The 24,666-nt window shown below is 60.7% G+C and carries 22 protein-coding genes; 12 read left to right on the forward strand and 10 right to left on the reverse strand.

Annotated features, from left to right (window positions below):
• The first annotated feature begins 246 nt into the window (after positions 1-246).
• Positions 247-1,683: an exodeoxyribonuclease I gene (gene sbcB, locus J3P88_RS06765; protein WP_434574500.1), complete on the forward strand. Its 1,437-nt coding sequence runs from the start codon at positions 247-249 to the stop codon at positions 1,681-1,683.
• 82 nt (positions 1,684-1,765) lie between these two features.
• Here the strand turns inward: sbcB and mvaT are convergent, their stop codons facing one another.
• A complete protein-coding gene (gene mvaT, locus J3P88_RS06770) occupies positions 1,766-2,143 on the reverse strand; it encodes a histone-like nucleoid-structuring protein MvaT (RefSeq protein WP_003205091.1) in 378 nt (125 codons plus the stop codon).
• A gap of 306 nt (positions 2,144-2,449) precedes the next feature.
• On the opposite strand from mvaT, the gene purU reads away from it, so the two are divergent.
• Together purU and J3P88_RS06780 are read left to right on the forward strand one after the other, a co-directional pair.
• Positions 2,450-3,298 (forward strand): formyltetrahydrofolate deformylase, encoded by an 849-nt coding sequence (gene purU, locus J3P88_RS06775; protein ID WP_003178545.1) that lies wholly within the window; start codon positions 2,450-2,452, stop codon positions 3,296-3,298.
• Positions 3,299-3,531: 233 nt separating this feature from the next.
• Positions 3,532-3,705 carry a hypothetical protein gene (locus J3P88_RS06780; protein ID WP_186706377.1) on the forward strand — a complete coding sequence of 58 codons (174 nt, stop codon included), beginning with the start codon at positions 3,532-3,534 and terminating at the stop codon, positions 3,703-3,705.
• Between the two features lie 4 nt (positions 3,706-3,709).
• Here the strand turns inward: J3P88_RS06780 and J3P88_RS06785 are convergent, their stop codons facing one another.
• The 3 genes from J3P88_RS06785 to J3P88_RS06795 are packed head-to-tail and all read right to left on the reverse strand — an operon-like array spanning position 3,710 to position 6,607.
• Positions 3,710-4,705 (reverse strand): lysylphosphatidylglycerol synthase transmembrane domain-containing protein, encoded by a 996-nt coding sequence (locus J3P88_RS06785; protein WP_434574501.1) that lies wholly within the window; start codon positions 4,703-4,705, stop codon positions 3,710-3,712.
• Complete coding sequence (locus tag J3P88_RS06790) at positions 4,702-5,469, reverse strand: DUF2334 domain-containing protein (RefSeq protein WP_434574502.1); 768 nt, start codon at positions 5,467-5,469, stop codon at positions 4,702-4,704. Before J3P88_RS06790 ends, J3P88_RS06785 begins: the two co-directional genes overlap by 4 nt.
• Positions 5,470-5,485: 16 nt before the next feature.
• The gene (locus J3P88_RS06795; protein ID WP_434574503.1) at positions 5,486-6,607 is read right to left on the reverse strand and encodes a glycosyltransferase family 4 protein; all 1,122 of its coding nucleotides are present in this window, start codon (positions 6,605-6,607) and stop codon (positions 5,486-5,488) included.
• 313 nt (positions 6,608-6,920) lie between these two features.
• Here J3P88_RS06795 and J3P88_RS06800 point away from each other — a divergent pair, with 313 nt between their 5' ends.
• A complete protein-coding gene (locus tag J3P88_RS06800; protein ID WP_434574504.1) occupies positions 6,921-8,408 on the forward strand; it encodes a helicase HerA-like domain-containing protein in 1,488 nt (495 codons plus the stop codon).
• Between the two features lie 541 nt (positions 8,409-8,949).
• Here the strand turns inward: J3P88_RS06800 and J3P88_RS06805 are convergent.
• Entirely contained in the window at positions 8,950-9,405 is a 456-nt protein-coding gene (locus J3P88_RS06805; RefSeq protein ID WP_053124648.1) for a DUF721 domain-containing protein, read from the reverse strand.
• 307 nt (positions 9,406-9,712) lie between these two features.
• Here J3P88_RS06805 and secA point away from each other — a divergent pair, with 307 nt between their 5' ends.
• The 4 genes from secA to J3P88_RS06825 all read left to right on the forward strand — a co-directional run bounded on the left by secA (position 9,713) and on the right by J3P88_RS06825 (position 15,511).
• Positions 9,713-12,448, forward strand: a complete 2,736-nt coding sequence (gene secA / locus J3P88_RS06810) for a preprotein translocase subunit SecA (RefSeq protein WP_186706369.1) — start codon at positions 9,713-9,715, stop codon at positions 12,446-12,448.
• Between the two features lie 120 nt (positions 12,449-12,568).
• Entirely contained in the window at positions 12,569-13,786 is a 1,218-nt protein-coding gene (gene argJ, locus J3P88_RS06815; protein ID WP_250963403.1) for a bifunctional glutamate N-acetyltransferase/amino-acid acetyltransferase ArgJ, read from the forward strand.
• A gap of 151 nt (positions 13,787-13,937) precedes the next feature.
• Positions 13,938-14,570, forward strand: coding sequence for a glutathione S-transferase family protein (locus J3P88_RS06820; protein WP_434574505.1), 633 nt, complete (start codon positions 13,938-13,940; stop codon positions 14,568-14,570).
• Positions 14,567-15,511 carry a Nudix family hydrolase gene (locus tag J3P88_RS06825; protein ID WP_186706366.1) on the forward strand — a complete coding sequence of 315 codons (945 nt, stop codon included), beginning with the start codon at positions 14,567-14,569 and terminating at the stop codon, positions 15,509-15,511. Before J3P88_RS06820 ends, J3P88_RS06825 begins: the two co-directional genes overlap by 4 nt.
• A gap of 145 nt (positions 15,512-15,656) precedes the next feature.
• On the opposite strand, the gene J3P88_RS06830 is transcribed toward J3P88_RS06825, so the two are convergent.
• From J3P88_RS06830 to J3P88_RS06840, 3 genes are read right to left on the reverse strand one after another with little or no spacing between them, the layout of a single operon-like run.
• A complete protein-coding gene (locus J3P88_RS06830) occupies positions 15,657-16,238 on the reverse strand; it encodes a cob(I)yrinic acid a,c-diamide adenosyltransferase (RefSeq protein WP_434574506.1) in 582 nt (193 codons plus the stop codon).
• Between the two features lie 2 nt (positions 16,239-16,240).
• Entirely contained in the window at positions 16,241-18,277 is a 2,037-nt protein-coding gene (locus J3P88_RS06835) for a sensor histidine kinase (RefSeq protein WP_434574507.1), read from the reverse strand.
• Positions 18,278-18,322: 45 nt separating this feature from the next.
• The gene (locus tag J3P88_RS06840) at positions 18,323-19,240 is read right to left on the reverse strand and encodes a putative 2-dehydropantoate 2-reductase (protein ID WP_434574508.1); all 918 of its coding nucleotides are present in this window, start codon (positions 19,238-19,240) and stop codon (positions 18,323-18,325) included.
• A 142-nt stretch (positions 19,241-19,382) separates the two neighbouring features.
• Here J3P88_RS06840 and J3P88_RS06845 point away from each other — a divergent pair, with 142 nt between their 5' ends.
• Complete coding sequence (locus tag J3P88_RS06845; protein ID WP_186706362.1) at positions 19,383-19,868, forward strand: YajQ family cyclic di-GMP-binding protein; 486 nt, start codon at positions 19,383-19,385, stop codon at positions 19,866-19,868.
• Positions 19,869-20,012: 144 nt separating this feature from the next.
• Complete coding sequence (locus J3P88_RS06850; RefSeq protein ID WP_186706361.1) at positions 20,013-20,855, forward strand: mechanosensitive ion channel family protein; 843 nt, start codon at positions 20,013-20,015, stop codon at positions 20,853-20,855.
• A 167-nt stretch (positions 20,856-21,022) separates the two neighbouring features.
• On the opposite strand, the gene J3P88_RS06855 is transcribed toward J3P88_RS06850, so the two are convergent.
• Positions 21,023-22,276 carry an OprD family porin gene (locus J3P88_RS06855; protein ID WP_186706360.1) on the reverse strand — a complete coding sequence of 418 codons (1,254 nt, stop codon included), beginning with the start codon at positions 22,274-22,276 and terminating at the stop codon, positions 21,023-21,025.
• Positions 22,277-23,157: 881 nt separating this feature from the next.
• Between J3P88_RS06855 and J3P88_RS06860 the strand changes: the two genes are divergently transcribed.
• Both J3P88_RS06860 and J3P88_RS06865 read left to right on the forward strand, forming a co-directional pair.
• Positions 23,158-23,583, forward strand: a complete 426-nt coding sequence (locus tag J3P88_RS06860; protein WP_434574509.1) for an HIT domain-containing protein — start codon at positions 23,158-23,160, stop codon at positions 23,581-23,583.
• A gap of 3 nt (positions 23,584-23,586) precedes the next feature.
• On the forward strand, positions 23,587-23,793 hold the full coding sequence (locus tag J3P88_RS06865) for a SlyX family protein (RefSeq protein ID WP_060740896.1): 207 nt from the start codon (positions 23,587-23,589) through the stop codon (positions 23,791-23,793).
• Between the two features lie 71 nt (positions 23,794-23,864).
• Here J3P88_RS06865 and J3P88_RS06870 read toward each other — a convergent pair whose 3' ends face one another.
• Positions 23,865-24,470, reverse strand: a complete 606-nt coding sequence (locus J3P88_RS06870; protein WP_186706358.1) for a cold-shock protein — start codon at positions 24,468-24,470, stop codon at positions 23,865-23,867.
• Positions 24,471-24,666 lie beyond the last annotated feature (196 nt).

Below are 24,666 nucleotides of genomic sequence, written 5' to 3' on the forward strand. Positions count from 1 at the left end.
CACGGTCTGTACCTCCATGCCGGGATTGCACTCGCAGGCACCGCAGACCAACTGTGGGAGCGGGCTTGCTCGCGAAAGCGGTGTGCCAGCTTGCATTGATGTTGAATGTATCGCCGTCTTCGCGAGCAAGCCCGCTCCCACACAGATCCACTATCCCTGGTATTAGTCTTCAAAAGTTACAGCACTGCTGGTCGCAGGCGGGTTCGAGCGCCTAGACTTCGCCAGTCTTCAGTTCAGGAACAGCCCGTGACTTCCATCTTCTGGTACGACTACGAAACCACCGGCATCAACCCGCGTTGCGACCGGCCCTTGCAGGTGGCGGGTATCCGTACCGACTTCGAGCTCAATGAAATCGACGAACCGGTGAACCTGTATTGCCGACCCAGCGATGACATCCTGCCGCATCCGGCGGCCTGTGCCATTACCGGCATCACCCCGTCATGCCTGGCGGAAAAAGGCTTGAGCGAAGCCGATTTCATGACCCGTGTCCACGACCAACTGGCCGCGGCCGGTACCTGTGGCGCCGGCTACAACACCCTGCGCTTCGACGATGAAATGACCCGCTACAGCCTCTATCGAAACTTCTTCGACCCGTACGCGCGGGAATGGCAGGGCGGTAACAGTCGCTGGGATTTGATTGACCTGGTGCGCGCGGCCTATGCGCTGCGCCCACAAGGCATTGTCTGGCCGCAGGAAGACGGTCGCGTCAGCCTCAAGCTCGAACGCCTGACCGCCGCCAACGGCATCGATCATGGCCAGGCCCACGATGCGTTGTCGGACGTGCGTGCGACCATCGCCCTGGCTCGCCTGATCCGCCAGCAGCAGCCCCGGCTCTACGACTGGCTGTTCCAGCTGCGCAGCAAACAGAAGGTGATGGACCAGATTCGCCTGTTGCAGCCGATGGTGCATATTTCCGGTCGCTTTTCGGCGGCGCGCAACTACATCGGCGTGGTCCTGCCCCTGGCCTGGCATCCGAAAAACCGCAACGCCCTGATTGTCTGCGACCTGCACCTGGACCCCCAGGGCTTGTTGGACCACGACGCCGACAGCCTGCGCCAACGGTTGTATACCCGCCGTGAAGAGTTGCTCGAAGGTGAGCTGCCAGTGCCGCTCAAGCTGATCCATATCAACAAATGCCCGGTGGTCGCGCCGCTGTCGGTGCTGCGCGTCGAGGACCAGCAGCGGCTGGCGCTGGACATGGAGGGTTACCAACAGCGGGCATTGCGGCTAACTGACGCACAGAAAGTTTGGCAAGATAAACTTCAGGCTATTTATGGCCGCGAAGATTTCACCGCCAGCGAGGATCCCGAGCAACAGTTATACGCAGGCTTCTTGGGCGACCGCGATCGGCGTTTATGTGAACAAGTCCGCCTGGCGGACCCGGCGCAATTGGCTCAAGAGCGCTGGCCTTTCGATGATGAGCGTCTGCCGGAACTATTGTTCCGATATCGCGCACGCAACTTTCCAGACACCTTGGATCCCGAAGAGCAGGGGCGTTGGAGACTTTTCTGTCAACAACGTCTGTCCGCCCCGGAATGGGGAGCGCCTAATACCTTGCAAAGTTTTGACGAGGCGATGGGAGAGTGGCTGGGCCTGTCGACACCCATGCAGCGAGAAGTACTCATGCAATGGCAAGGCTACAGCCAGCAATTGCGTAAACGTTTAAGCCTTGAGTCGCAATGAATTGAAAAGATGACAGGCATAAAAAAACGCCAGCAATCGCTGGCGTTTTTTGTTCGCAAAGAAGCATGCGACGCGGTGAGGCTTAGCCCAGCAGGGTTGCCCAGCCTTCTACCACGTCACCGCCCCACTTGGCTTTCCACTCTTTCAGCGTCTTGTGGTTGCCACCTTTGGTTTCGATGACTTCGCCGTTGTGCGGGTTCTTGTATTGCTTAACTTTGCGAGCGCGCTTGGTGCCAGTAGTTTTGACGGCGCCACGTGGCGCTTTGCTCGACTTGGCTTCTGGATCCAGCAGGGCAATGATGTCACGCAGCGACTTGGAGTATTCGCCCATCAGCGTGCGCAGTTTGCCTTCGAATTCCAGCTCGGTTTGCAGTTTGTCGTCTTGCGACAGATTTTTCAGGCGAGCTTGCAGTTCTTTGATGGCTTCTTCTGTGGCGCGGTATTCATTGATCAAGGACATGTGGACTACCTTATGTAGGACGCGGGTGACAAGGAGACAGTGCGGCAATAGTAATCAGACAGTTTCATCAAGTAAACATTTAACCGGTGTTTTATTTAATTAATTAGTGCTGCGCCACAAAAATGCCTGTTGCAGTTAAATACCGTGACAGTGTCTTCACATCTATTCACACATATAGCCTGCCTTGCCAGGCCTCGCCGGCCATGGCCTGGGGCGGTCGCCCAGGCTCCGGCGTGTCATCGATACTGCAGTTTTGCCGCGCAATGGCTAGAATGGCCGCCTTTGCGAAGTTCTGGAGTTTCCCTAATGCGCACTTTTCGTCTGGTGATTGCTTGCCCGGACCGCGTCGGCATCGTTGCTAAAGTCAGTAACTTTCTGGCGTCCCATAACGGCTGGATCACCGAAGCGAGCCATCACTCGGACAATCAAAGCGGTTGGTTTTTCATGCGTCACGAGATCCGTGCCGACTCGCTGCCCTTCGGTATCGAAGCCTTCCGTGAAGCGTTCGCACCCATTGCCGAAGAGTTCTCGATGGACTGGCGCATCACCGACACCGCGCAGAAAAAGCGCGTGGTGTTGATGGCCAGTCGTGAGTCTCACTGCCTGGCTGACCTGTTGCACCGCTGGCACAGCGATGAGCTCGATTGCGACATCGCCTGTGTGATATCCAACCATGATGACTTGCGCAGCATGGTGGAATGGCACGGCATCCCGTACTACCACGTGCCGGTCAACCCGCAAGACAAGCAGCCGGCATTCGCCGAAGTCTCGCGGTTGGTCAAGCAGCACGACGCCGAAGTGGTGGTGCTGGCCCGCTACATGCAAATCCTGCCGCCGGCGTTGTGCAGCGAGTACGCCCATAAGGTCATCAACATCCACCACAGTTTCCTGCCGTCGTTCGTCGGTGCCAAGCCGTACCACCAGGCCTCGATGCGTGGTGTGAAGCTGATTGGCGCCACCTGCCACTACGTGACCGAAGAGCTGGACGCCGGCCCGATCATCGAGCAGGACGTGGTGCGCGTCAGCCACAGCGACAGCATCGAAGACATGGTGCGTTTCGGCCGTGACGTCGAGAAAATGGTGTTGGCCCGTGGCCTGCGTTATCACTTGGAAGACCGGGTGCTGGTGCACGGCAACAAGACCGTGGTCTTCTGACTACACTTCAAAAGGCCTGGACGAGCGATCGCCAGGCCTTTTTATTGACTAAAGAACAACGATGCCCCGTGGCGAGGGAGCTTGCTCCCGCTGGGCTGCGAAGCAGACCCAAAACCATTCAACACCGTGCACCGGGGAAAAGAGTAGGCAGGCTTTACGACTGCTGCGCAGCCGAGCGGGAGCAAGCTCCCTCGCCACAGTGATTCATACCGCTCAAGGAGCAACGCTGCGCCATGACCGACCCATTGGACAAAGCCACCTCCAAGGCCCCAACCACCCTGGGCGAAGGCTGCCTCAGCCGCTACGATCCTGACGCATTGAGCCCGGAGGACGGCACCGAGTTTCCCGACGCCGCGCAATTGTGGGAGCAACTGCATCCCCAGGACGAGGCCGAACAAAAGCCGTGACCGGTCAGGCTTGCCTGAGCCTGATCAGCTTCTTGATCAACGGCCGCCCGACCATCAGGAAAAACACCGGCCCGCCGGCCACCAGGTAAAAGTAATAGGTCACCGCCCGCCAGATCAGGATCGCCGCCGCCGCGGTGGACTTGCCCACCATGGGCGCCAGCAGCGCCGCCGAGGTCAGTTCGGCCGCCCCGGCACCGCCCGGCAGCAGGCTGAACTGTCCCGCGCTCAAGGACAGCATCTGGATCAGGAAACTCCAGGCCCACTGCAAATCCGCGCCCAGCCCCTTCAAGGCCAGGTACAACACGCTGTAGCGCAGCGCCCAATGCAGGCAGGTCAGGCCGAAGACCTGGAACAGCGTCTGTCGCGGCAGTTTCAACGTGTCGGTGAACGCCGCGAGGAAGTTCAGGATCTTGCGGCCCCAGCGTTGGCGGGTGGCGGTCTTCACTCGCAAGTGTCGCAGCACGCGAGCGCCCAGCAGGATCAGCCGGCGGTGATAACGGGCCACCAGCACGCAGCCGAACAGCCCGCCAAACAATGAAATCGCGCTCAACGCCAGCATCCATTCCAAGCGCTGGCTGAGGTTCTGGAACAGCGCGTAGAACAGAATGCCCACCAAGGCACAGAGGAAGAACAGCAAGTCGCTCAGTTGATCCATGGCAAACACCGCACTGCCATGGGCCGGGCGCACACCGTTGCGCGCCAGCAGGGCCATCAGCGTCAGCGGGCCACCACTGCCACCGGGTGTCGCGCACATGGCGAACTCGGTGGACATCACCACGCCCATGCTTTTCCATCGGCCGATGCGCCCACGGTATTCACCCAGCAGCAGGCGCAAGCGCACGGAATTCAAACCCCAGCACAGCACGATCATGCCGAGCATGGTCAGCAGCAATGACAGGGGAAAGCGCTGCACCCGCGACCACATTTCCCCGCCACCGACCAGCAACGGCACCAACAGCGCCGTGAGCAAGGCGGCGCCCAGCCAGATCAGCCGTTTCATGCGGCGCTGCGGGCCCGCAGCCCCTGGGTCGCCAGCCAGTTGACCTTGGTCATCGGCACTCGACCGTCGTTGAGCAGGCGTTCGAGGGTGCGCAGCCAATAATCCCGGGAAAACCCATGGCGCATGTCCACCGGGTGCAGGCCCAGGCGAATCACCGGGGCCTGGCGCCAGCGCTGTTCACGTTGGTCGCTGATGACTTTCGACAGGCCACGGCGCCAGGCACTGCGGGCACTCCAGACCAGGCCCGGCGCGTCGATGGCAGTGAAGTCGGGCAAGCGATAAAGGTGTTGGGTATCGCTGGTGTAGCTCAGTGGCAACTGGCGCAAGGCCTGGCGCGTGCCTTCGCTCATCAGCCAGGCCGGGGCGACGAAACCTTCCAGCGGCCAATGGTAGCGCTCGAAGGTTTCGATCCCGGCGCGCAGGCGGGCTAGGGCGGCGGCCTCGGACAGGTTGTAGAACTCCCCCTCATGGGTATAGACCCGGCGCATGAACCAATCCTTGGGGTGGCGGCCGAGAGGGCCGTCGTCGCAATGGTAATAACCATGCAGTACCAACTCGTCGCCGCGCTCGACCCGGCTGTCGAGCAGGCGCCGAAAGCCGGGGTGCGCCTCCAGGGCATTGGCGCGGTGAAAGTCCGGCACCACCAGCCAGGTCATCGGCACCTGGCCGAGGGCATCGACGGCCTCGACGAAGGGCTGGTAATCGGGCCAGGTTTGCGGTGCCACGTCGTGCAGCACCAATAGAACACTGGGCGAGGAACTCATCGACACGGACCTCGCCTCAACCATTGGCCAGCAGCGGCAGCTGTTCGCCGAGCACGGCGTGGTAATGCCCCAGCAAACTGTTGACCACGGTATCCCAGGCGTAATGCCGTTCCACATGCCGGCGCGCCAGTGCGCCACGGCGCTGGCAGCCTTCGGCAAACAGTTGCCGCACGGCATTGGCCATGGCCTGCGGGTTGTTGGGCGTGCACAGCAACCCGCAGTCCTCTTTGACGATTTCGGTGAAGGCCCCGGCCGCCACCGCCACCACGGGAATACCGCTGGCCATGGCTTCGAGGATCACCAGGCCGAAAGTCTCCTGGTCGCCGGCGTGCAACAGGGCATCGGCGCTGGCCATGAGCCGGGCGACTTGCGGCGCCGGGCAGAATTCATCGACCACCGTGACGTTGTCCGGCACCACGGCGGGCATCGACGAGCCCACCAACAACAGGTGATAGCGCTCGCCCAGGCGTTTCATGCACTTGAGCAGCACCGGCAGGTTTTTTTCCTTGGAGCCGCGACCGGCGAAAATAAGCAGGCGCGTGTCTTCGGCAATGCCCAGCTCGGCCCGCAGTTCCGGGTCGCGGGCGGCGGGGGTGAAGGTTTGCAGGTCGACGCCCAAGGGTTGCACGAAGACGTTCTTGACCCCCAGCCCGGTCAGTTTGTCGGCCATGACCTGGCTTGGCGCCAGGACCCGGTCGAAATTGCCATATAACTTGCTGACGTAGGCTTCGATGTTGGGCGTGAACCAGTTGCCCATGCGGTTGCTCACCAACAGTGGCAGGTCGGAGTGATAGAAGCCGATGACGGGCACGTCGAGCTGACGACGGGCATCCAATGCGGCCCAGGCAGTGAGGTACGGATCGCCAACCTCGATCAGGTCCGGCTGCAGATCGCGCAGGACATTGCGCCAGGGCGCCAGGCGAAGGGGAAAACGATAGCCCTTGCCGAACGGCAGCGCAGGGGCCGGAACCTTGTAGATTCCGTCGTGCTCGCTCAAATGCGCGCCGGGAATCAACAGGCTGTGACGAATACCGGGCCGATCGCCCAGGCGCCGGTGCTTGGCATCCAGGTAAGTGCGCACGCCTCCGCTGGCAGGGGCGTAGAACATGGTTATGTCCGCGATATGCACGATGAACATCCCTCCGGTCTGTGTTCTCCTGTGTTGACCTTTAGTAAGAATAGATGTTCGGTTGGGGTTGTGGTGACGTAGCGGTCATGCAAATGAATATGTGGCGAGGGAGCTTGCTCCCGCTGGACCGGGCTGGCGCTCCAGTGCGAAGCGCTCCCAAGATTTTGGGGCCGCTGCGCAGCCCAGCGGGAGCAAGCTCCCTCGCCACATGAGTGCGGTCAAATGTGGTTTTTATTTCCAGCGCCAGGGCCTTAATGCCCCAGGCATGCTTTTATATAAGCGTGCAAAATGGCGTCATATCGCAAACACCACGGGTGACCACATGCCTGACTCATCGCAACTCGTTATCGGCGCCGACCTCAGCGGCCAGCCCATCGGCCAGGCCATGCGCCTGGCGAACCGCCATGGCCTGGTGGCGGGCGCCACCGGTACCGGCAAGACCGTCACCTTGCAGCGCCTCGCGGAAATGTTCAGCGATGCCGGCGTGGCTGTGTTCGCGGCGGACATCAAGGGCGACCTGTGCGGCCTCGGCGCGGCGGGCACCCCCCAGGGCAAGATCGCCGAGCGTATCGCGGGCATGCCCTGGCTCGATCACAAACCCCAGGCTTATCCGGTGACCTTGTGGGATATCCACGGCCAGTCCGGTCATCCGCTGCGCACCACCTTGAGTGAAATGGGCCCGTTGTTGATCGGCAGCCTGTTGGAACTGACGGACAGCCAGCAATCGGCGCTCTATGCCGCGTTCAAGGTCGCCGATCGCGAGGGCCTGTTGCTGCTGGACCTCAAGGACCTGAAGGCGCTGCTCAATCACCTCAAGGACAATCCCGAGTTGCTGGGGGACGACGCGGCGCTGATGACCACCGGCTCCAGCCAGGCGCTGCTGCGGCGCTTGTCCACCTTGGAGCAGCAGGGCGCGGACGCGTTGTTCGGCGAGCCGGCCTTGCAGCTCGAAGACATCCTGCAACCGGCCAGCGATGGCCGCGGCCGCATCCACTTGCTCGATGCCAGCCGCCTGGTCCACGAAGCGCCAAAGGTCTACGCGACGTTCCTGCTGTGGCTGCTGGCCGAGCTGTTCGAGCAATTGCCCGAGCGCGGCGATGCGGACAAGCCGCTGCTGGCGCTGTTCTTCGACGAGGCGCACTTGCTTTTTGCCGGTACGCCCAAGGCTTTGCAGGAGCGTCTGGAGCAAGTGGTGCGGCTGATCCGCTCCAAGGGCGTGGGGGTGTATTTTGTGACCCAGTCGCCCGGCGACTTGCCGGACGACGTGCTGGCGCAATTGGGGTTGCGCATCCAGCACGGGTTGCGAGCCTTCACGGCCAAGGAACAGAAATCCCTGCGGGCGGTGGCCGACGGTTTCCGGCCCAACCCGCAGTTCGATGCCTTGGCGGTGTTGACCGAACTGGGCATCGGTGAAGCCCTGGTGGGCACCTTGCAGGAAAAAGGCACGCCGGAAATGGTCCAGCGCGTGCTGGTGGCGCCGCCGCAATCGCGGATCGGGCCATTGAGCGAGGCCGAGCGCGCCGGGCTGATCGCCAGTTCAGCGTTGCAAGGGCGCTACGACAAGCCGATTGATCGCGAGTCGGCTTATGAGGTGCTGATGGGGCGCAAGGGGCTGGAACCCCAGGCCGAAGCGGTACCGAGCAAGCCGGCGGCTGAAGCGCCCAGCTTCACCGAACAAGCCGGCGAGTTCCTCGGCACGGCGGCTGGCCAGGCACTTAAATCGGCGATGCGCCAGGCGGCCAATCAATTGGGCCGGCAGCTGGTGCGTGGGTTGATGGGATCGTTGCTGGGGGGCAGCAAGCGCCGGTAGTCAGGACCGAGTCGCCGCCCTTCGCGAGCAAGCCCGCTCCCACAGTGGAGCGATGTCGTACGCAAAATGTGCGTCCGCTGAAGAACCCTGTGGGAGCGGGCTTGCTCGCGAAGGCGGTCTGGCAGGCGAAAAATAGGCTGGCTGACCTGCTGCTATCGCGAGCAGGCTCGCTCCCACCGTGGATCGATGTCGTACGCAAAAATGTGCGTCCGCTGAAGATCCCTGTGGGAGCGGGCTTGCTCGCGAAGGCGATCTGGCAGGCGAAAAATAGGCTGACTGACCTGCTGCTATCGCGAGCAGGCTCGCTCCCACAGTGGAGCATGTCGTACGCAAAATGTGCGTCCGCTGAAGAACCCTGTGGGAGCGGGCTTGCTCGCGAAGGCGGTCTGGCAGGCGAAAAATAGGCTGGCTGACCTGCTGCTATCGCGAGCAGGCTCGCTCCCACAGGGGATCGGCGCTATATCTGAAATAAGTGCCCGCCGCAGATCCCCCTGTGGGAGCGAGCCTGCTCGCGATAGCTATCTAACAACCGCCGAAAATCTCAATCCTTGGGCCTGGCATGGGCCGCCAACCGTTCCAGCGCCGCCCGCAGGTTGGGATCGCTGATGCCGTCCGCCGTGGCCTGGATGGTCGCGGCGGCGTCGGTGGACAAGTCCAGCGTATGCCCCTTGGCGCCGACCTGGACAGTAGGCGGTTGGACCTTGAACAGGATCCGCGTCAGGTTGGCGAATTCTTCGAACGCCTGGAGTTGGCGCAGCAAGCGTTTTTGCTGGTAGCGCAGGCGCGTGGCCCAGTGGCCGTCGGTGACAATCAGCAACAAGCTGCCTTCGCGCCACGACGCTACGTGGCAATGTTCGCGCGCGGCCGGTTGCAACTGGCTGTCCAGCAGGCGCTGCAAGTGGCCCAGGCGCCGGGCGTGGCCGAAGATGGCTTTCAGCGGCTTGGCTTCGCGCAGCAGAACGGCGGGTGCCTTGGCTGGAAGAGGGCGAAAGGCCATGAATGAATACCGCAAATGACAGAGGCGCCATGGTAGCAGAAAGCGCCGGATGCGCCTCGACCCTCTCACCCAGCGGCTTTTAGCTGCACAATCAATGAGTAACTTCTGCACCTTGCGGGTTGAAGTTCGCGCAAAAGCCCTTATTTTAGTGTGGCCCCGTCACAGCGCTGTGCCAGCATCGTGGAATAACGCCACTTTCCTCTCCATCGTTTCCGGGTAGAATGCTCGTTCGCATGCGGCCATGAGGGCTGCACGGGCGACTCATGGGGCCGCCCTCCATCCCTTTAGTGTGGAAGATCCTGCCGATATGTTTGCGCCTTTGTTAAAGAAACTTTTTGGAAGCAAGAACGAGCGTGAAGTCAAGCGCATGCTCAAGACGGTACAGACTGTCAATGCCTTCGAAGAGCAAATGGTGGCCCTTTCGGACGATCAGTTACGCGCCAAGACTGCCGAATTCAAGGACCGCATCGCCAAAGGGGAAACCCTTGACCAGCTCCTGCCCGAAGCCTTTGCGGTCGCCCGTGAAGCCGGCAAGCGGGTCATGGGCATGCGCCACTTCGACGTTCAGTTGATCGGCGGCATGACCTTGCACGAAGGCAAGATCGCTGAAATGCGTACCGGTGAGGGCAAGACCCTCGTGGCGACCCTGGGTGTGTACCTCAATGCCTTGTCCGGCAAGGGCGTGCACGTGGTGACGGTCAACGACTACCTGGCCCGCCGCGACGCCAACTGGATGCGCCCGCTCTACGAATTCCTCGGCCTGACCGTCGGCGTCGTCACGCCGTTCCAGCCGCCGGAAGAGAAGCGCGCCGCCTATGCCGCCGACATCACCTACGGCACCAACAACGAATTCGGGTTCGACTACCTGCGCGACAACATGGCGTTCAGCATGGAAGAGAAATTCCAGCGTGAACTCAACTTTGCCGTGATCGACGAAGTCGACTCCATCCTCATCGACGAAGCCCGTACCCCACTGATCATTTCCGGTCAGGCCGAGGACAGCTCCAAGCTGTACATCGAGATCAACAAACTGATCCCGCAGCTCAAGCTGCACGTCGAGGAAGTCGAGGGCGAAGTGACCCAGGCCGGGCACTACACCGTTGACGAGAAGACCCGCCAGGTCGAACTCAACGAAGCCGGTCACCAGTTCATCGAGGAAATGCTCACCCGCGTCGGCTTGCTGGCTGAGGGCGAGAGCTTGTACTCGGCCCATAACCTGGGCCTGCTGACCCACGTCTATGCCGGCCTGCGTGCCCACAAGCTGTTCCATCGCAACGTCGAATACATCGTGCAGGACGGCCAGGTCGTGCTGGTGGACGAGCACACCGGCCGTACCATGCCGGGCCGTCGCCTGTCCGAGGGCCTGCACCAGGCCATCGAAGCCAAGGAAGGCCTGAACATCCAGGCCGAGAGCCAGACCCTGGCCTCGACCACCTTCCAGAACTACTTCCGCCTGTACAACAAGCTGTCCGGCATGACCGGTACCGCGGACACCGAAGCGTTCGAATTCCACCAGATCTATGGCCTGCAAGTGGTGGTGATTCCGCCGAACAAGCCGCTGGCTCGTAAAGACTACAACGACCTGGTGTTCCTGACCGCCGAAGAGAAGTACGCGGCGATCATCAACGACATCAAGGAAGGCATGGCCCAGGGCCGTCCGATCCTGGTGGGTACCGCCACCATCGAGACCTCCGAGCACATGTCCGCCTTGCTCAACAAGGAAGGCATCGAGCACAAGGTCCTCAACGCCAAGTTCCACGAGAAGGAAGCCGAGATCATCGCCCAGGCCGGTCGCCCGGGTGCGCTGACCATCGCCACCAACATGGCCGGTCGTGGTACCGACATCCTGCTGGGCGGCAACTGGGAAGTGGAAGTCGCCAGCCTGGAAAACCCGACGCCTGAGCAGATCGCGCAGATCAAGGCCGACTGGCAGAAGCGTCACCAGCAGGTGCTCGAGTCCGGCGGTTTGCAGGTGATCGCGTCCGAGCGTCACGAATCCCGTCGCATCGACAACCAGCTGCGTGGCCGTGCCGGTCGCCAGGGCGACGCCGGTTCCAGCCGTTTCTACCTGTCTTTGGAAGACAGCCTGATGCGCATCTTCGCCTCTGACCGGGTGAAGAACTTCATGAAGGCCCTGGGCATGCAGCCAGGCGAGGCGATCGAGCACCGCATGGTGACCAACGCCATCGAAAAGGCCCAGCGCAAGGTCGAAGGCCGCAACTTCGATATCCGCAAGCAATTGCTCGAGTTCGACGACGTCAACAACGAACAGCGTAAAGTGATCTATCACATGCGCAACAGTTTGTTGGCCGCCGACAACATTGGCGAAACCATCGCCGATTTCCGCCAGGACGTGCTCAACGCCACCGTCAGCGCCCACATCCCGCCGCAATCGCTGCCGGAACAGTGGGACGTCGCCGGCCTGGAAGCCGCCTTGCAGAGCGACTTCGGCGTGGCATTGCCGATCCAGCAATGGCTCGACGAAGACGATCACCTGTACGAAGAAACCCTGCGTGAAAAACTGCTGGCCGAACTGATCGCCGCCTATAACGAGAAGGAAGACCAGGCGGGCGCCGAGGCCCTGCGTTCCTTCGAGAAGCAGATCGTGCTGCGGGTGCTGGACGACTTGTGGAAAGATCACCTGTCGACCATGGACCATCTGCGCCACGGTATCCATTTGCGTGGTTACGCCCAGAAGAACCCGAAGCAGGAGTACAAGCGCGAGTCCTACACGCTGTTCTCCGAGTTGCTCGATTCGATCAAGCGCGACTCGATCCGTGTGCTGTCCCACGTTCAGGTTCGCCGCGAAGATCCGGCCGAAGAAGAAGCTCGCCTGCGCCAGGAAGCCGAAGCCCTGGCCGCGCGCATGCAGTTCGAACACGCCGAAGCCCCTGGCCTGGAAGTGGTCGCCGAAGAGGGCGTCGATGTGGATGTCGCCCTGGCGACCGCACCGGTGCGCAACGAGCAGAAGCTGGGCCGTAACGAACTGTGCTACTGCGGTTCGGGCAAGAAATACAAGCATTGCCACGGGCAGATCCAATAATCCCGTTTCAACGCTGAACGACCCCGCGCCGCGACAAGAGTCTCTTGTCGCGGCGTTTTGCCATTTGATCAGTCGTCTTGATAAGGACGATGCTGAATACATTTATTAAGGAGCGCATTCATGGCTGTTGGTCTTGGTCCGTTGCCCACGTTGCACCCGGTTGCCGGTTTTGAACTCGGTATTGCCTCGGCCGGCATCAAGCGCCCCGGGCGCAAGGATGTGGTGGTCATGCGTTGCGCCGAAGGCTCGACGGTGGCAGGCGTGTTCACCCTCAACGCCTTCTGTGCCGCGCCGGTGATCCTGGCCAAGCAACGTGTGCAAGGGCCGGTGCGTTACCTGCTGACCAATACCGGCAACGCCAACGCCGGCACAGGCGCGCCAGGCCTGGCCGCCGCCGAGCGTACCTGCGCCAAGCTGGCTGAGCTGACCGGCGTCGACGCCAGCCAGGTGCTGCCGTATTCCACCGGTGTGATCGGCGAGCCGCTGCCGGTGGAGAAGATCGAAGGCGCGCTGCAAGCCGCTCTCGATGACCTGTCGGAAAACAACTGGGCCGCGGCCGCCACCGGCATCATGACCACCGACACGCTGCCCAAGGGCGCGAGTCGCCAGTTCCAGCATGACGGCGTGACCATCACCGTCACCGGCATCAGCAAGGGCGCCGGCATGATCCGCCCGAACATGGCGACCATGCTCGGCTACATTGCCACCGACGCCAAGGTCTCGCGCCAGGTGCTGCAAGACCTGATGCTCGACGGCGCCAACAAGTCGTTCAACCGCATCACCATCGACGGCGACACGTCCACCAATGACTGCTGCATGCTGATCGCCACCGGCCAGGCCAACCTGCCGGAGATCACCGAGGCCAGCGGTTCGTTGTTCGCCGCCCTGAAGCAGGCAGTGTTCGAAGTGTGCATGGAAGTGGCCCAGGCCATCGTCCGTGACGGCGAAGGCGCGACCAAGTTCGTGACCGTGCAGGTCAACGGCGGTGGCAACCACCAGGAATGCCTGGATGTCGGCTACACCGTCGCGCACTCGCCGCTGATCAAGACCGCGCTGTTCGCCTCCGACCCGAACTGGGGCCGGATCCTTGCCGCCGTCGGCCGGGCCGGCGTGCCTGAGCTGGACGTGAGCAAGATCGACGTGTTCCTCGGTGAGGTCTGCATCGCCAGCCAAGGTGCGCGCGCTGCCACCTACACCGAAGCCCAGGGCGCGGCGGTGATGCAGCAGGAAGAAATCACCATCCGTATCGAGCTGGGACGGGGTGATTGCAGCGAAACGATCTGGACGACTGATTTGTCCCACGAGTACGTCAAGATCAACGCTGAGTACCGGACTTAAACCGAGTCGTCCCATTCGCGAGCAGGCTCGCTCCCACAAGGGGTTTTCCGGGTGATATAAAACCTGTCCAAACCACAATTCCCCTGTGGGAGCGAGCCTGCTCGCGAAGACGCCAGTACAGCCTCTACAAAACCACAAGAAAGGAATCCCCATGAGCCTGCACCTGATCATCGGCGACAAAGATCTCTCTTCCTGGTCCATGCGCGGCGCGCTCGCCCTGGCGCTGACCGGTGCGAAGTACACCGAAGAGTTGGTCAGGCTCGGCCAGCCGGATACCCGTGAAAAGCTGCTCAAATATTCAGCCACGGCCAAGGTCCCATTGCTCAAGACCGAATTCGGCGTGATCTCCGATTCCATGGCGATTGCCGAATACCTGGCCGAACAATTTCCCGAGGCCAATCTCTGGCCCAAGGACGTGGCTGCCCGGGCCCAGGCGCGCTCGGCCTGTGCGCAGATGCACAGCGGCTTTTTCGCCCTGCGCAACCATATGCCCATGGATCTGCTGCACGATGCGCCGCTGTCACCGATGCCATCCGACGTGCAGGCGGACATCCAGCGGATGCTGGCGTTGTGGGCCGAATGCCGTGCGGCGGCGACCGAAACCGGTCCTTACCTGTTTGGCCGCGTAAGCCTGGCCGATGCATTTTTTGCCCCGGTTGCCGTACGCTTGCGCACTTATCAAGTGGCACTGCCGGAGGTCGATGAGGCCTACGTCCAAACCCTATATCAATGGTCAGCGTTCAAGGCGTGGCAACAAGCTGGCCTGGAGGAAACTACGCGGTGAAACGAGTCCATGTGGCGGCGGCGGTGATCCGCGACGCTGCCGGCAAAATCCTCATTGCCCGACGGGCCGACACCCAACACCAGGGTGGCCTGTGGGAATTTCCTGGTGGCAAGGTCGAGGCCGATGAGTCCGTCGAGACGGCCCTGGCCCGCGAGCTTCATGAGGAACTGGGCATTGTCGTCGACGTTGCCCGGCCGTTGATCAAGGTGCGTCACGATTACCCGGACAAACAGGTGTTGCTGGACGTCTGGGAAGTTTCGGCGTTCAGTGGCGAACCCCATGGCGCCGAAGGTCAACCGTTGGCCTGGGTGACGGCCCGCGACCTGACGAATCATGAATTTCCAGCGGCCAACCAGCCGATCGTCGCGGCGGCCCGTTTGCCGGGTGAATACCTGATCACCCCGGAAGGCCTTGAGACGCCAGCCTTGCTGCGCGGCATGCAGAAGGCGATTGCCGGCGGGATCAAGTTGGTCCAGTTGCGTGCGCCTAATGGCTACGACCCGCAATACCGCGATCTGGCGGTGGATGCGGTGGGGTTGTGTGCCGGCAAGGCCCAACTGATGCTCAAGGGACCGTTCGAGTGGCTGGGGGATTTTCCTTCCGCTGGCTGGCACATTACCGCTGCGCAACTGCGCAAGCATGCCGCGGCCGGCCGACCGTTCGGTAAGGATCGCTGGCTGGCGGCTTCTTGCCATAACGCCGAGGAGCTGTCCCTCGCGCAGCAGATGGATGTGGACTTTGTCACCCTTTCGCCGGTGCAGCCGACCCAGACCCATCCCGATGCGCAGCCGTTGGGCTGGGCGGAGGCGGCGCGGTTGATCGAGGGCTTCAACCGTCCGGTCTATCTGTTGGGCGGGGTAGGGCCTGGCGAGCAGCAAAAAGCCTGGGAGGCCGGGGCGCAGGGTGTGGCGGGGATTCGGGCGTTTTGGCCTGAGGCTTGATGGTGTGGTGTGACTGCCGGCCTCTTCGCGAGCAAGCCCGCTCCCACAGTAGATTTCTGCCAGGTACAGAATGTGTGCCTGCCGCAGATCCCCTGTGGGAGCGGGCTTGCTCGCGAAGGCGGACTGACAGGCGATACACCTCTGATCAGCCTTCAGGCTTGGCCGCCGCCACCCAAAGCACCTCCTCCACCCCCTGCCGCCGGGCAATGACCCGCGCGGTCACGAACAGCAGATCCGACAACCGATTGATATAGGCCAGCCCCGGCCCGGCCAGCGGCTCCACCGCGTTCAATTGCTGGCAACGACGCTCGGCGCCGCGGGCCAGGGCTCGGCAGACGTGAGCTTGCGCGATCAAGGAAGAGCCGCCGGGCAGGATGAAGTTTTCCAGCGGCCCCAGTTCTTCATTCCACAGGTCAATCGCCGCTTCCAGCCGCTCGATTTCCGCCACATTCAAGGCTTGGTACGCCGGCATCGCGAGCTCACCACCCAAGTCGAACAACCGGTGCTGACACGGCGCCAACACTGCGATGATTTCCTCCAGCGCCGGATGCCGGACGGACTCCTCGGCCAGCCCGGCGAGCAACAAGCCCAACTGGCTGTTCAGTGTGTCCACTTCGCCGATGGCCTCGACTCGTGGATGATCCTTTGCCACGCGGCGACCATCGCCCAACCCGGTTTCACCTTTGTCGCCGGTGCGGGTGTAAATCTTCGACAGGCGAAAGCCCATGCTCAGCGCTCCAGTTGTTTGTTTTCCTGTGGCACCATCGACGTGCCCGCCAGGGGCAGGCGCAGCGTGAAGCAGGTGCCTTGGCCCGGCGCCGACTGCACTTCCATCTGGCCCTTGTGGTTGTTGGTGATGATGAAATACGAGACCGACAGCCCAAGGCCGGTGCCCTGGCCGATCTCCTTGGTGGTGAAGAAGGGTTCGAAGGTGCGCTTGCGCACGTTCTCGCTCATGCCGATGCCGTTGTCCTCGACCTGGATTTCCGCCCACGGCGGATTCAACCGTGTGCGCAGGATAATGCGCCCGGGCTCGCTGTCGTCCTGGCGCTGATGAATCGCCTGGGCGGCGTTTTTCAGCAGGTTGAGCAGCACCTGTTCCAGTTCGTTGGCCGTGCCGGGCACCGGCCCCAGGTTCGGGTCGAATTGACGGATAATCGCCTGGCCCTTGAAGTCGAAGCCGATCGCCAGGTCGAAGTCGTTACCGGCGATTTCCACCGCCTGGTCGATCAGTGCGGGCAGGTCGCAAGGCGCCATTTGCCGGGTGCTGCGCCGGCTGAAACTGAGCATGTGGGTGACGATTTTCGCCGCCCGGGCGCCGGCTTGCTGGATGCCGTCGAGCAACTGCGGAATCTCGCGGCTTTCCAGGTAGCGGTTGACCACCGGCAGTTCGATGCCCAACTGCTCGGCCTGTTCGAGGTTCTTTGGCAACTCCGGTGACAGCCGCCGACGGATGTTCTGCACGTTGTGCAGGATGGCGCCCAAGGGGTTGTTGATTTCATGGGCCATGCCCGCCGCGAGGCCACCGACCGAGAGCATTTTTTCCGATTGCACCATCATTTCTTCCAGCGACAGGCGCTGGGTGATGTCATCGATGCGGATCACCACGCCACGCCCGGCGCCGCCCATCAACGGGTAGAAGGTCAGGGCGTAATGCCGGGCTTCGTCGTCCTTGGTCCAGGTGACGCGTTCGATCTTGGCCACCGTGTGTTGCTCGACGGTCTGCTTGAGTTGGGGCAGGTACGGCTTGAGCGGTTCGAAGGCGAGGAAGATCGGCTGGTTCAAGGCTTCGTCCAGGCGCGTGCCGGAGAGGGCGCTGGCTTCCTGGTTCCATTGGGTCACGTAGAGTTGTTCGTCGAGGGCGATCAGCGCCGACGGCATGGAGTCGATGATGCTGTTGAGGTAGTTCTGGAAGCCCGTGAGTTTTTTCTCGATCTTGCTGCGCACCTGGACTTCCAGCTCCAGCTTGCGATTGGTATGGCGGGTTTCTTCCGCCAGGCCCTGGGCCTGGTCGTAGGCGGCCTGTGAGTCGTCCCGCGCGCGCTTGAGTTGCTGTTCCCGGGCTTCGATCCGCGACAGCATGGTATTGAACGCCTCGGCCAGGCTGCCGATTTCATCATGGTTGCCCCGGGCGGCGCGCAGGGCATAGTTTTCCTCGCGGGTAACCTGGCGTGACAGCTCTTCGAGCTGATGGATCGGCTGGGTGATCAGGCGTTTGATCTGTTGGGCAATGACCAGCCACAGCAACACGCTGAAGATCAGGATGCCAAGGCTGGCGGTCAGGGTGCCGGTGTAGAACGCCGTGGGCAATTCGCTGCTGGCCACCAGCAACAGGTGGCCGGGCTCGGTGCCGGGACGGGGCAGGGTAATGACCTTGTTACTGCGAAACTCACCCGCTTGCCAGGCTTGTATGTTGCGGTAATGGTCCGGCAGCTTGAGCTTTTCGCCCTGTTGCAGCTGTGCCAGGCGCTCGCCCTGGCCGTCGTACAGCGCCGCCGCCCGCAGCGGTGCATAACTGTTGAGCTCGTCGAGCAGGCGTTGGGCACTTTGGGGCGATTGAAGGGCCTCGGAGATCAGGCTCGGATTGGCGATCAGCCGGCCAATGGTCTGCAGGGCCTGGGGCGCCATGCTTTCCTGGGAAATATAGTAGGCGGCGCTGATAAAGGTCAGGTTGGCCACCAGCAGGACAGTGGTCAACAACACCAACAGGGCGGCCAGCAGTTTCTGGCCGACCGGGAGGTTTTCAAGGCGCTGGCGCAATGGCATCAGACTCGTCGCTAAGAAGGAACACGAGGCCAGCGTAGCCGCTGCTCAGTCGCTGGGCAATCCGAGGTTGTCCAAGTGGACAATCAGTCGCTGGCGCAGCTGTTCCAGATGCGGCACGCTCAGCTCATGGCGTTGGGCGACCTTGCAGGCGTAACCGAGCAAATAGCTGATTTCGGTGCGCCGCCGATTGGCGACGTCCTGGTACATCGAGGAGTAGTTGGCGGCCGTGGCCTGGATCACCCGTTCGACTTCCGGCTGCAAATCCTCGGCCGCCGCGGGCTGGCCGCAACGTTCGAGCAGGTCAGTGAGCTCCGCGCACAAGGTCGCGACTTCGCAGCGGTGTTCCTGCAAGCCACCGTTCTTGCAGTGATGCAGCACGGTCAGTGGATTGATCGCACAATTGAGCGCCAACTTGCGCCAGAGTCGGGTGAGGATGTCGGCGCTCCATTCGTGGGGAATGCCGGCGGCGGTCAAGTCGTCCAGCCAGAACGGCGCGACCGGGTGCGCCGGGTCGCCCAGCCAGGTGTAGCCGTGGCCGGCGAACACCACGCGCCAGTCACCGTCGCGGAACGCGCCTTCGGTGCTGGAGGCGCTGATGCAACGGGCCTGGGGCACACAGTTGGCCACCGCGTCCTGGCTGCCGAGGCCGTTTTGTAGCAGGATCAGTTCCGATTCGGCGCCCAGGCGATGGGCCACCGAATTCACGGCTGCTTCTGCGTCGTAGGCTTTGCAGGCCAGAAGCAGGCGCTTGATGGGCGCCGGGCTGTTCGCCGTTTCGCCCGGCACCGGGTAGCACTGCGCCTGGCCTTGTTCCACCAGGGTCAGGCCGCCGGCGTTGCGGTAGGCCTGCAAGCGCGCTTCGCTGCGCAGCACCAACCGCACCGGCAACCCGGCCCGGGCCAGGCGCGCGGCCCACAACGTGCCGAGACTGCCGGCCCCGAGGACATGCCAAGTGGTCGACATCAGTTTTTTGCTCGGATTGATGCAGGCATCGGAGGGCTCGCAGTGTCGGCAGGAAAAGAGCCGTTATAATGAGCCCGATTTTAACCACAAGCCAAGCGCGCGCCGTTGATACTGGCGCGCCTTTTTATTTGGAGAACACTACATGCCGTCATTCGACGTGGTATCCGAACTGGACAAGCACGAAGTCACCAACGCGGTTGAAAACGCCGTCAAGGAACTCGACCGTCGTTATGACCTCAAGGGCAAGGGCAGTTTCGAGTTCAAGGAAAAAGACCTGACCGTGAACCTGACCGCCGAGGCCGACTTCCAGCTCGAGGCGATGATCGAGATCCTCAAGCTGGCGCTGGTCAAGCGCAAGATCGATGTGCAGTGCCTTGAAGTCAAGGACGCCTATGCCTCGGGCAAGTTGATGAAGCAGGAAGCCGTGCTCAAGGAAGGCATCGACAAGGAGCTGGCCAAGAAGATCGTCGCTCACATCAAGGACGCCAAGCTCAAGGTACAAGCCGCCATCCAGGGCGAGCAGGTGCGGGTCACCGGCAAGAAACGTGACGACTTGCAAGAAGCCATTGCGGCACTGCGCGCCAAGGCATTCGACATGCCCCTGCAATTCAATAATTTCCGCGACTGATTTCGGATTTTCGCGGTTACCGTGGCGAGGGAGCTTGCTCCCGCTTGGGTGCGCAGCACCCATCAATAGGGCCGCTAAGCAGCCCCGCAGGAGCAAGCGCCCTCGCCACACAATGCCGCGTGCAACAGGAATAAGGAGAATTAGATGGACTTGAACGCTGAAGTGGACAACCTGGTCAAGGCTTCCCAGACCTGGATTCCCATGATCATGGAATACGGCAGCCGCGTACTGCTGGCCGTCATCACCCTGGCCATCGGCTGGTGGCTGATCAACAAAGTGACGCAGAAACTGGGTGCGCTGCTGGCCCTGCGTAACGCCGACCTGGCCTTGCAAGGGTTTATCAGCACCCTGGCCAACATCATCCTGAAGATATTGCTGATCGTTAGCGTCGCTTCGATGATCGGTGTGGAAACCACTTCGTTCGTCGCCGCCATCGGTGCCGCCGGCCTGGCGATTGGCCTGGCCTTGCAAGGCAGCCTGGCGAACTTCGCCGGTGGCGTGCTGATCTTGCTGTTCCGTCCGTTCCGCATCGGTGACTGGATTGAAGCCCAGGGCGTGGCTGGTACGGTCGACAGCATCCAGATCTTTCATACGGTGTTGCGCACCGGTGACAACAAGACCGTCATCGTGCCCAACGGTAATCTCTCCAACGGCATCATCACCAACACCAACCGCCAGCCGACCCGCAAAGTCGTGTTCGACGTCGGCGTGGACTACCAGGCCGACCTGCAAAAGGCCCGGGAAGTGTTGCTTGAGTTGGCCAAGGATGAACGCGTGCTGGCGGATCCAGCGCCTGAAGCAGTGATTTCCACCTTGGGCGACAGTGCGATCACGGTGTCGCTGCGTATCTGGGTCAAGACCGCGGACTACTGGAACGTGATGTTCATGCTCAATGAGCTGGCGCGGGATCGCTTGAAGGACGCGGGCATTGATATTCCGTTTCCACAACGAGTGATTCGGGTGGTTCAGGAAGGGCCGGCGCAATAACGACTTGAATATAACTTGGCACTGGAGTCAGGTTATGTTTAGTTAGCTTGCTATTTAATGAGTTGCGTTAAAGCTGACATTGCAATGGGCATAAAAAAAACCGCTCACCTGGAATCAGGTGAGCGGTTTTTGTTTGTAGCGGGTGAAGCTATCGAACTAGCACTGAATTACAAGATGCTCAGTGGGTATTCGACGATTACGCGGAAATCATTGTTGTCGTTGCCGTTGATGCCGTTATAGGCAGTGTTGGCACGGTAGAACGCGCTACGTACACGGAAAGACAGGTCCTTGGCTGGACCGCTTTGCAGAACATACTTGGTTTCGATGTCCCACTCGTGCTCTTTGCCTTCTTCGCCGCCAGTTTCGATGTTGTCACCGGTAACGTAACGAGTCATGAAGCTCAGGCCAGGAATGCCGTAGGTCTTCATGTTCAGGTCGTAGCGAGCCTGCCAGGAACGCTCGTCCTGACCGTTGAAGTCGGAGTACTGGATGGAGTTGGCGAGGAAAATGGTACCGCCGCCGTCAACGCCGTACACGTAGCCGGTATCACCGGTGGAGCGCTGGTGAGCCAGGGTGAACTTGTGGGCACCGATTGCATAGGCTGCTGCGAGGGACCAGATGCGGTTGTCAACGTCGCCGCTGAGCTTCTGGCCTTGGTCCTGGCTGTCATAACCGTTGAAGTCGAAGTTCAGGGACTGATCTTCGTTGATCGGCAAGGTGTAGTTCAGGTTCAGGTATTTCTTTTTGTAGTGGTCTTCAACATCGGAAGCCGCTACGCCACCGACGAAATTGTCGGTGAACTGGTAGGTTGCGCCAACGATGTCAGCGGATTTCAGGCCAAGGCCGTCATCACCCATGCCAGTTTGCGAACTGATGGCGTTGAAACGACCTGCGGTCAGCTCCAGGCCTTTGATTTCTTTACTGGTGATCAGGGTACCAGTGGCAACTTCCGGCAGCAGACGGCTGTCGTCAGTGGAGAAAACCGGGCTGGTAGTGAACTGGTTACCGTATTTCAGGACGGTGTCGGACAGACGGAATTTAACCGCGCCACCCACTTTCGATTGTGTGTCTTCCAGGTTGCCGTCGCTGTCACGAGCGAACAGACCGTTACCGGCACGACCGCTACCGCCATCGATGCGAACGGTGCCAAATGCGAAGCCGTCAACGCCTACACCAACGGTGCCTTGAGTGAAGCCCGACTCGTAAATGGCACGAGCGGCAACACCAGACTCTTCACGATAACTTTGCGAAGTGCTTGGGTTGTTCTTGAAATCACGGTTCATGTACAGCGCACGGGTCAGAACGGTCAAGCTCTGATCTTCAATAAAACCCTTGGATTCCTCTTGGGAGGACGCCATTGCGAACTGCGAGGTACTGGCCGATACAGCCAGTGCGATCATGCTCCACTTCATCACGCGCATCGTGATTTGCTCCTTTGGTTTTTAGAAGAGTACTGCCGTCCCACCTGTTTTTTTATCTGGGCGGCTCTTTCTTTTTGTGTCGGCGCAAACTTATATCACGTCGACATTCTTTGGCGATACTTGCCCATTCAACCTTTCAGCTTCTTTACGACCCTGTCGCCAATGGCTCGATCCATGTCGCATTTCAGCTGTTCCGACGCAACCGTATTCACAACTTTTATGTTGTTTTCTTTTTTCGGCGTCGGTGTAAAGAGTCCGTCATTACCGCGTTTGAAGCTCCTGTGGGCAGCCTTGCCACTTTAATTTGTGTGTCGGCAGGTTCTCGCTTCCGGCGAGCCCCTTGGACAGTGCGAGTATGAATGCAACAAGCATGCTCAAACCCGGATTTCGTTTACATTTTTTTCACATTTCACCGGTTGACGCGGTGAAACCTCATGAAACCGGGCTCCAAAGGCCTTGTTTTAAATAGGGTTGACTCGTGTGAGCTCCCGTGTTTGGCATCGGCAAATGCGGCAAGACAACCAAAAACGTTACCGGTTCACCCTACCCAGTGAGTAAATCACGGATGCTTTGTGCACTGAGCGTAGACGTACTGTGCTGTTTTGGTGCAAAAAAATTTCATGTTGTACGAAAATCTTACAGCGTCGAGGCTTTGCCTGGGCCCTGGCATGGTCCTTCCAGGGGATTGCCGTGCCGCTTGCGCTGTGTTGGTGCGTCAGCTGCACAGGTTGATGCCGTATGTTGAAAAAAACTCGAAGAAACGGCGTCGGGCGCGCTACGCAGTGATCGATCCTGCATTCGCGGGTATGCTGCACCTCTGTGTCCGACGCAGGCCTGCGGGCCGCTGAGCCGGGCAGAATCGATAACGAGGAGTACGCGCGGTGTTTGCCTTAGATCCACGACTGCAACAAGACACATTGCCTATCGGCGATTTCCCGTTGTGCCGTTTGCTCTTGTCCAACGACGCCAACTACCCGTGGTTCATCCTCGTGCCGCGGCGAGAAAATATCAGCGAATTGTTTCAGTTGGATGACATCGATCAATTGCAGCTGTGGAAAGAAACCACGGCGCTGGCCGAAACCCTCAAGGATTCGTTCGATGCCGACAAGATGAACGTTGCAACCTTGGGTAACGTGGTCAGTCAATTCCACATGCATGTCATTGTGCGCAAGCGCGATGATGCCGCCTGGCCTGCGCCGGTCTGGGGCAAGCATCCGGCCCAGCCATATAATGCGGGGCAGGTCGCGGCCATTCGCGAACGGTTGCGAGTGGCCCTGGCCGATGATTTCAAGTTTCTGGAGGGCTGAACCATGAACCTTGAAGAACGTGTAACCGATCTGGAAAGCCGTCTGGCATTTCAGGATGACACCATCCAGGCATTGAATGATGTGCTGGTGGCGCAACAGCGCGTTGTCGAGCGTCTGCAGCTGCAGATGGCGGCGTTGCTCAAGCGCCAAGAGGAAATGGCCGGGCAATTCGAGTCGTTCGAGGAAGAAGCGCCGCCGCCTCACTACTGATGTGGCCTTGATTGCCAGGCAATAAAAAACCGCGAGCAGCCAGGCTGCATCGCGGTTTTTTTACGCTTGGATCAGCGGCGCGGCAGCGCGGCGATCACATCTTCGGCTTGCAGGCCCTTGTCGCGGTTCATCACGGAGAATTCCACGCGCTGGCCTTCCACCAGGACGCGATGGCCTTCGCCACGAATGGCCCGGAAATGCACGAAAATGTCATCGCCGGAGTCGCGGGAGATGAAGCCGAAGCCCTTGGACGTGTTGAACCACTTCACCGTGCCGGTATCGCGGTTGGACATGTCGTAGTTCTGCGCAGCGGCGGCTGGCGACGACTTCTTGTAGAAGCTGACGGCCAGGTGCAGTGCCACGGCGAACAGGGCCGCGCCCAGGCTGAACAGAATGGCCGGTTGACCGCCGATTTCCGGCATCGGTGCCAGCAGGGCCAGGGTTTGCAAGGCAACGGCCAGCACCAGCAGGGCGCTGACCAGGTTTTGCAGTTGGTGACGTGGACCTTTGTTCCAGTAAGGGATGACAGGTGCAAGGGTCAGGTTGAGCAGGCCGAAAAAGGCCAGGTACAGTGCATCGGGATGTTGCAGGTAAGGTGTGGCTTCGGAACCCAGGCTAGGGATGAAGGACAGCAGCAGGGCAGCTGCGCCCATTAGCAAGTGGACGATTTTCAACATTTTGATTGGCTCACGGTTAAGACAGGTCACAAGGAAGAGCGGGTCGGGGACGGTTCGCTTCGAAACAATGAGAGGCGTTGGACACGTACCCGAATCAGCCTATGCGCTACGCCCGGGAAAATAAGCGTAGCGACACACTGCCTATTTAACAGCAAAGCTTGGGCCTTCTCAAACCCGTTACGGGCGCGCACCGCGC

This window comes from Pseudomonas sp. Z3-6, assembly GCF_051131985.1.
Taxonomy (GTDB): Bacteria; Pseudomonadota; Gammaproteobacteria; order Pseudomonadales; family Pseudomonadaceae; genus Aquipseudomonas; species Aquipseudomonas zanjanensis.